The 7,900-nt window shown below is 62.3% G+C and carries 8 protein-coding genes; 6 read left to right on the top strand and 2 right to left on the bottom strand.

Going from position 1 to position 7,900, the window contains the following annotated elements; genetic code table 11:
• Together M3O22_05175 and proS are read right to left on the bottom strand one after the other, a co-directional pair.
• A partial coding sequence (locus M3O22_05175) for a hypothetical protein (protein MDP9196146.1) occupies positions 1 to 603 on the bottom strand: 603 nt, incomplete at its 3' end.
• Between the two features lie 87 nt (positions 604 to 690).
• Complete coding sequence (gene proS / locus M3O22_05180) at positions 691 to 2,241, bottom strand: proline--tRNA ligase (protein ID MDP9196147.1); 1,551 nt, start codon at positions 2,239 to 2,241, stop codon at positions 691 to 693.
• A gap of 172 nt (positions 2,242 to 2,413) precedes the next feature.
• Between proS and M3O22_05185 the strand changes: the two genes are divergently transcribed.
• From M3O22_05185 to M3O22_05210, 6 genes are all read left to right on the top strand, one after another.
• A complete protein-coding gene (locus tag M3O22_05185) occupies positions 2,414 to 3,340 on the top strand; it encodes a zinc ABC transporter substrate-binding protein (GenBank protein ID MDP9196148.1) in 927 nt (308 codons plus the stop codon).
• Positions 3,337 to 4,128: a methylated-DNA--[protein]-cysteine S-methyltransferase gene (locus M3O22_05190; protein ID MDP9196149.1), complete on the top strand. Its 792-nt coding sequence runs from the start codon at positions 3,337 to 3,339 to the stop codon at positions 4,126 to 4,128. The genes M3O22_05185 and M3O22_05190 overlap by 4 nt, the downstream gene beginning before the upstream one ends.
• 208 nt (positions 4,129 to 4,336) lie before the next feature.
• Positions 4,337 to 5,440 (top strand): redox-regulated ATPase YchF, encoded by a 1,104-nt coding sequence (ychF, locus tag M3O22_05195; GenBank protein ID MDP9196150.1) that lies wholly within the window; start codon positions 4,337 to 4,339, stop codon positions 5,438 to 5,440.
• Positions 5,441 to 5,682: 242 nt separating this feature from the next.
• Positions 5,683 to 5,847: a hypothetical protein gene (locus M3O22_05200; GenBank protein ID MDP9196151.1), complete on the top strand. Its 165-nt coding sequence runs from the start codon at positions 5,683 to 5,685 to the stop codon at positions 5,845 to 5,847.
• A 151-nt stretch (positions 5,848 to 5,998) separates the two neighbouring features.
• Entirely contained in the window at positions 5,999 to 6,925 is a 927-nt protein-coding gene (locus tag M3O22_05205) for a D-alanine--D-alanine ligase (GenBank protein MDP9196152.1), read from the top strand.
• A complete protein-coding gene (locus M3O22_05210; protein MDP9196153.1) occupies positions 6,913 to 7,746 on the top strand; it encodes an FtsQ-type POTRA domain-containing protein in 834 nt (277 codons plus the stop codon). Before M3O22_05205 ends, M3O22_05210 begins: the two co-directional genes overlap by 13 nt.
• Positions 7,747 to 7,900 lie beyond the last annotated feature (154 nt).

Genomic DNA, 7,900 nt, shown 5'->3' on the forward strand with positions numbered 1-7,900 from the left:
GAAAAGAACCATGCTCAGGTCTGACATGAGTGCGCGGAGGTATCCTGCTGTCCCGGAGCCATGAATCTTTCCGGTCTCATACAGAGCTGTGCGGAGGCCCTGCAGGATGGCCCAGCGGGCCAGAGGATAATCTGCAAGATACAGCAGGCTTTGTCCCAGGCCCTCGGTGCGGCCTGCCAGAATCATGTCGACCGTACCGGCTGCTATTGCCTTGTGGGCCAGAACCTGCATGTCCTCTGTCATGATTTCCGAGGCGCAGGCCATACCCAGTGTTTCCGGAAGGGTTCCTGTCACACAGAAATGAAGTCCGGAGGCAACGCCTTCCCGGAACGCAGCCCTGGAGAGAATACCGTGAAGACCGTCCTCAAGAAGCCTGCGATGGGCCTTTTCAAGAATATCGAACTTGTCACGCCTTGGGTCCAGCATCAGGGCCTGCGCGCCAAGACGCAGGGTGTTTGGATTGGCATGCCCGCTTTCCCATCTGGCAAAACAGACCAGAGCGGCCACAGCGCCCGGATCCCTGGGAAGGTCAGCCAGAGACCGGCGGAAAACCCCGAATTCCTGTGTTTTCGTAATACCGGGCTTTTGTTCCGTGCCAGACATTTACGCACCGCAAACCGGGGATCGGGAATAACTTGTCATCAAGACATTCCCGTACCACAGGCCGATGAAACAATAACAGAAAAATGGTCAGTAGCTGCGCGCAAGGATGACCTCCATGGTCGCTTTTCCACCTGTGATGATGCAGGGGCCGGTGACGGGGGTATCAAAGGGTGCGCAGCGCAGGGTGATTCCCAGTGCTTTCAGGACTGGTTCGGCCGCCGATTCGTCGCCGCAGAAAGGGGCCAGGACGAAGCCTTTGCCGGTGGAATACCCCTGGTCGCCGGAGCTGCTGAAATAGGCTTCCAGCTCGGCCCGCGTCTTGATGTTTGTCACCATGCGGGATTTCTGAAGGGCTTTCGCTGCGTCGAACAGGCGCTGCTGGTAGGCCCCCAGGTCCTGGCCGATGCTGGCCGCCAGCGCATCCGTCGCAACAAAATTCTTTTTCCCGATATCGTCCCGCCACACGGCGCAGACCTGTCCGCTTGCCACATCTTTCGGGCCGATTTCAAGGATCAGCGGCACGCCCTTCTTGATCCACTGCCAGCGCTTGTCCTGGCTCTGCACGTCGCGGCCGTCCAGTTTCACGCGTACCTTCTCGCCAAAGGCCGTGGTCGCGCCCAGCTGTTTGGCCACCCTGTCTGCGTACGCCATGACCGCGTCCCGGTCAGAATCAGCCCGGATAATAGGCACGATGACCACTTGGAACGGCGCCAGTTTGGGCGGTACCTTCATGCCGTTGTCGTCGCCGTGGGTCATGATCAGGCCGCCGATGAGGCGGGTCGAGACGCCCCACGAAGTCGTGTGCACATGATCCAGCCCGCCGTCTTTTGTCTGGAATTTGATGTCGGCGGCCTTTGAGAAATTCTGGCCCAGATAATGGGATGTGCCCGCCTGCAGGGCCTTGCCGTCCTGCATCATGGCTTCGATGCAGTACGTGTTCACGGCGCCCGGAAAACGCTCGCCGGGCGTCTTCTCGCCCTTGATCACCGGCATGGCCATGACGTTTTCGGCCACATCGCGATAGACCTCCAGCATCTGCAGGGTCTCGCGCATCGCATCATCCCTGTCCGCATGGGCCGTATGGCCTTCCTGCCAGAGAAACTCGGTGGTGCGCAGGAACAGGCGCGTGCGCATCTCCCAGCGCACCACGTTGGCCCACTGGTTGATCAGCACGGGCAGGTCGCGGTAGCTTTCGATCCAGCGGGCAAAGGCCTCGCCGATGATGGTTTCCGAGGTGGGGCGGATCACCAGCGGTTCCTCCAGCTCCCCGTCGGGCACCAGTTTGCCGTCCTTCTGTACAAGACGGTGGTGGGTCACCACGGCCATTTCCTTGGCAAAGCCTTCCACGTGGGTGGCTTCTTTCTCGATCAGGCTGAGGGGGATGAACAGGGGAAAATAGGCGTTCTCGTGCCCCGTGGCCTTGAAGCGGTCGTCCAGTTCGCGCGCCAGGCGTTCCCAGATGCCATAGCCCCAGGGCTTGATCACCATGCAGCCGCGCACGCCGGAGTTTTCGGCCATGTCCGCGGCGCTGATCACCGCCTGGTACCAGTCGGCGTAGTTTTCCGCGCGGGTGGGGGAGATGGCGGTTTTCACGGCTTTTTCAGTCTTTCCGGTCTGTGCGGTCGCGGTGGAGGACATGGCGGTTCCTTTCATGATCTGCCCGTATATGACCATGCCCGGCCGTGGAACTCAATGCGGTTGAGAAACAGGGTCTCTCCCGCTCTCCTGCAGGAGAGGGATTCCAGTTTCCTTAGCCAGGCTTTCGCATGTACATGTATAAGATCCATCGGAGACACAAAAGGATGCCGGCATGAAGCGTATCGCTGTGTGTATATGGATCCTGGCCGTGTGCCTGGCCTTTCCGGCCCGGGCGGAGGGCCTGAAGGTGGTGGCCAGCATCAAGCCTGTCCATTCCCTGGTGGCCAGTGTCATGGCCGGTGCGGGGGAGCCATATCTTCTGGTGCGCGGGGCGGCCTCGCCCCACGATTATACCCTGAAGCCCGCCGATGCCGCCGCGCTGGCGGGCGCGGACACTGTATTCTGGATGGGTCCGGCGCTGGAGACATTCCTGGTCCATCCGCTGGAAACCCTTGCAGGCCGGGCGCAGGTTGTAACCCTTCTGTCGCCGGATGTGCTGGAGGTTCTTCCCGTCCGGGCCGGTGGCGTATGGGGAGACCATCACCACGATCATGGAGAGGACGAACCGGAAGCCCTGGATCCCCACGCCTGGCTGGATGCGAACAATGCCATCCGGATTGTGCGTCTTGCTGAAAAGGTTCTGTCGGAAAAGGATCCGGACAACGCCGCCCTGTACCGGCGCAATGCCCGGGACACAGAGGCCCGCCTGAAAACCCTGCGCGGGGACATCTCTTCCCTTCTGGGGTCTGTGCGGGACCGGCCCTTTATCGTCTCCCATGATGCCTTCCAGTATATGGAGCAGGTCTGGGGCCTGAAGGGTGCCGGCGCTGTCACGGTCAGTCCGGATCAGGTTCCCGGCGCCCGGCGCCTGTCGGCCCTGCGGCAGAAAATTGTGGACGCCCGCGCGGTGTGCGTGTTTACTGAACCCGGATCCGGTTCCCGCAGGATTGCGGCCCTGACTGACGGAACGGCTGTCCGCACCGGTGTCCTGGATCCTGAAGGAATTTCTCTGAAACCGGGACCGGGCCTGTATTTTGACCTGATGCTTTTCAACGCCCGGAACCTTGCGGCGTGCCTGAATGGAGGGCCTGAACAATGACCCACGCTGATATCCGCCTCATGGGACGGGCCATGGAACATGCGGCGCTGCATCCGGACGACCCGCCGGCCATCCCCGAACTGGCCGCCATGACTGGTCTGAACCCGCATCAGTTCCGGCAGGTTTTCATGGCCATTGCCGGTGTGATGCCGGAGGCTTTTCTGGACAATGTGCCCTTCCGCCAGGCCAGAGCCCTTCTGGAGCACAGGGGGCGCCTTCCCGGGAAGCCCGCCGTGAACATCGGGTGGAAAGCCGTGGAAAGGCCGGAGGATTTCGGCACGGTCATTTATGGCTTTCACGAAACGCCGCTGGGGCGTGTCCTGGTGGGCCTGTCGGATCACCGGCTGTGCTGGCTGGGTTTTGCCGCCACCGGCGATGCGGCGGCAATGCAGGTGATGACGAAGGCCCTGGCCGGAGCGGACTTCCGGGACAGTGCGCGGGACACAGCCTTTGTAGCGGCCCGGCTGACGGATCCCGCGATCCCGTGGGATGTTGTGGTCCGCGGCACACCGTTCCAGGTGGACGTGTGGAAGGCCCTGTGCCGCATCCCTGTGGGCAGCATTTTCACCTATGGCGATGTGGCCGCAGCTGTTGGCCGCCCCGCTGCCGTGCGCGCCGTGGGCCAGGCGGTAGGATCGAACCCCGTCAGCATCATCGTGCCCTGTCACCGGGTTGTCCTGGGATCGGGAAAGATCCACACCTACGGCGGCGGACCACTGCGCAAGCGCATCCTGCTGGCCTGGGAAGCGGCCCTGGCGAAAGGTCGCCTGCAGGCCGCGGCGGCGTGAGGGCGGAATTTTCAGGTATTGCTGAATTATGAAAACCCTTGTTCACCGCAGAGACGCAGAGGACGCAGAGAAGTATCCTGTCATCCTGAGCACAGCGAAGGATCTTTCTGACTGCAATTAAGAATCCTTCAGTCGCATTCGCTCCTTCAGGAAGACAATCCGGAATCTCTGCATCTCTGCGGTGAATATGTAAAAACGAGGACATAATATGGGTTTCAACTGCGGTATCGTGGGTCTTCCCAATGTGGGAAAGTCGACCCTGTTCAACGCCCTGACCAGCACCCAGGCGGCTGAATCCGCCAACTATCCCTTCTGCACCATCGAGCCCAACATCGGCCGGGTCAGTGTGCCGGATCCGCGTCTGGACACGCTGGCGAAAATCGCAGGCTCAGCCAAAATCATCCCGACCCAGCTGGAGTTTGTGGACATCGCGGGTCTGGTGCGCGGGGCCAGCAAGGGGGAGGGGCTGGGCAACCAGTTCCTGGGCAACATCCGCGAGGTGGACGCCATCGTCCACGTCCTGCGCTGTTTCGAGAGCGGCGACATCACCCATGTGGAAGGCTCGGTTGATCCCCTGCGCGATGCGGAAACCGTGGACACCGAGCTGATGATCGCCGACATGGACAGCCTGGACAAGCGCCTGGTGGCCGCACAGAAAAAGGCGAAGGGCGGGGACAAGGAGGCAAAGGCCCAGGTGGACATCATGGAAAAGGCGCTGGTGCCCCTGCGGGCCGGAAAGCCGGCGCGGACCCTGTTGCCGTCGCTGTCCGACGATGAAAAGGCCGCGTTCGGAAAGCTCCAGCTCATGACCGGCAAGCCGGTCCTGTATGTGTGCAACGTGGAGGAGGCCTCGGCTGCTACCGGAAACACCCTGTCAGCAAAGGTCCAGGTCATGGCGAAGGCGCAGGGGACCGAGGCGGTGATCATCTCGGCCGCCATCGAGGCCGAGCTGGCCCAGCTGGGCCCGGAGGAGAAAAAGGAATATCTGGCCTCGCTGGGGCTGGACGAGCCGGGCCTCAACAAGGTCATCCGGGCAGGGTTCAGATTGCTGGACCTGATCACCTTTTTCACCGTGGGCCCGAAGGAGGCCCGCGCCTGGACCGTGCGCCGCGGTGCAAAGGCGCCCGGGGCGGCGGGGGTTATCCACACGGACTTTGAGAAGGGCTTTATCCGGGCCGAGACCATGGACTGCGACAGCTTTGTCTCCCTGGGCGGAGAACAGGGCGCGCGGGAGGCCGGCAAACTGCGCCTGGAAGGAAAGGATTACACCGTCCAGGATGGAGACATCATGCATTTCCGGTTCAACGTATAAACCCTGACTGCCATGGCGCCCTGCCTTGTCTTTCTCCGCTTCCGGTGCTCACGTACTGTAACTTACGCTGCGTTCCGGTTCTCGAAAGACGGCGGCAATCCGCTCATGGCAGCGGGTTTCAGGAAGGGTTTTGAAACTCTTGGGAACAAATCCTGTTTTCTGTGCGTTACCGATTATGAGGTCCGGGTGCCGTAGTGCCGGTCCCGGGCTTCATTTCCGCAACAGCACAGAGGATGAAGGATATGCCGAACAACCAGCAGCAGAACCCGGGCAAAAACGCCCAATCGAACCAGCAGAACCCCCAGAATCCCCAGAAAAATACCCAGGGCCAGAACAACCCGAGCCAGAAGCAGGGCCAGCCGAACAATCCCGAGAAGAATAACGGCAGCAACAAGGGTAACTGGTAACTGATACCAGCCAGCCGGCAGCGGGCGCTTCCGGTCGGAGGCGCCCGTTTCGCTGTGCCGGCCCCTTGCGAATCAGGCCTTGCACCCTCCCGGACAAACATGCAATTCTCGGAAACATACACGACGTTTCACCAGTCCGGTCCGGTTTCCGATGTCCAGAAAATCCAGGCGTATTGCCGTCCTGATGGGGGGATGGTCTGCCGAGAGGGAGATCAGCCTTGTATCCGGAAACGGCGTTGCCGATGCCCTTGAGAAAGCGGGGCATACGGTCACCCGTGTTGACGTGCGCCGCGACCTGCCGGCGCTGCTGCAGGCGCTGACTCCCCGGCCTGACGTGATTTTCAACGCCCTCCACGGCCGCGGGGGCGAGGACGGAACGGTCCAGGGCGTTCTGGATTTCCTGTCTGTCCCCTATACCCATTCCGGCGTACTTGCCTCGGCCGTTGCCATGGACAAAGCCATGACAAAGCAGATCGTGGAGCGTCTGGGCGTGCGCTCTCCCCGCGGACAGCTGGTGCGGCCGGAGGATCTTGCCTCCGCTCCGCCTGTTGAGCCGCCGTACGTGATCAAGCCCAACAATGAGGGATCATCCTTTGGCGTGCGCATCGTCCGAAAGGGCGACAATCTGCCCCCTCCCGGCCAGTCCTGGTCCTGGGGTGACCGGGTGCTGGTGGAGGAATACATCCCCGGACGCGAGCTGACCGTGGCTGTGGTGGGCGACCGGGCTCTGACGGTGACGGAAATCCGCCCCGCATCCGGCTTTTTTGACCATGCGGCCAAATACACGGCAGGCGGCGCGGCTCATCACACGCCGGCCGCCATTCCGGAAGAGATTGCGCAGGAAGCCAAACGCTTTGCCTTTCTGGCCCACACGGCCCTGGGATGCCGGGGCGCGTCCCGGTCCGACCTGCGGTGGGACGACAGCCGGCCGGGCACATCGGGCCTGTACTTTCTGGAGATCAACACCCAGCCGGGCATGACCCCGCTGTCCCTGGTGCCCGAGCAGGCGCAGTATACGGGCATGTCCTATGGTGATCTGGTGTCGTGGATGGTGGAGAACGCCGCATGTTCCGCCTGACCCTGTTCAAGCCTGCACCTGCGCCTGCCCGGGGCGGCCGGTGCGCGCCTGCTCCGGACCGGGGGCTGTTCAGCCTGCGCAGGATCCTGCCGGCGGCCGCTGTTCTGGTTGCAGGATGCGGCCTGTATTTCCTTTTTCCCTGGAAAGATGCCGGAAACAGTTTTGCTGCCAGCCTGCAGGCGCGCGGGCTGGTCATCCGCGACGTCCGTGTTCTGGGCCGCAACTTTACCCGGATCAGCGACATCCAGGATATCCTGGGCACAAAACCGGGAGATCCCATCCTGGATTTTGACACGGCCCGTGCACGCGCGGCGCTGGAGGCCCTTCCGTGGGTCAGCCAGGCGACGGTCAGCCGGCATCTTCCCGACACCATCGTCATCCATCTGATCGAGCGTACACCCATGGCCCTGTGGCAGCATGAGAAAAAGCTGGCCGTGGTGGATGTGGAGGGCAATGTCCTGACGCGGGAGGGGCTGGAGCGCTATGCCCGCCTGCCCCTGATTGTGGGGAAAAATGCACCGCAGGAAGCAGGGCAGCTGTTCCAGGCGCTGGACCAAGTGCCGGAGATCCGCCGGCGCGTCCGTTCGTGCATCCGGATCCCGGACAACCGCTGGGACCTGCGCCTGGACAACGGCGTGACCGTGCGTCTGCCCGGCGGGGATTTCACGGGCGCCCTGCGCCGGCTGGCGGAGGCGGACAGGGAGCACCACGTCCTGGACCGGGACATTGTTGTCGTTGACCTGCGCCTGCCGGACCGCATGATTGTGCGGACATCGGCCAGCGCGGCGCGGCGCGCGGACAATCCGGAAAAGAGGATATAGACCGGCATGGTTCTTGACGCACTTATGGGAACACGCAGGACCGGCGGCGAGGGCAATGTGGTGGCCGCCGTTGATGCCGGCTCGGGCAAGGTATGCTGCCTGATTGCCCGGATCACGGATGGCCAGCCGTCCATCATTGGCCACGGCGTGCATG

The sequence above is a fragment of the Pseudomonadota bacterium genome (assembly GCA_030775045.1).
Classification (GTDB): domain Bacteria; phylum Pseudomonadota; class Alphaproteobacteria; order JALYJY01; family JALYJY01; genus JALYJY01.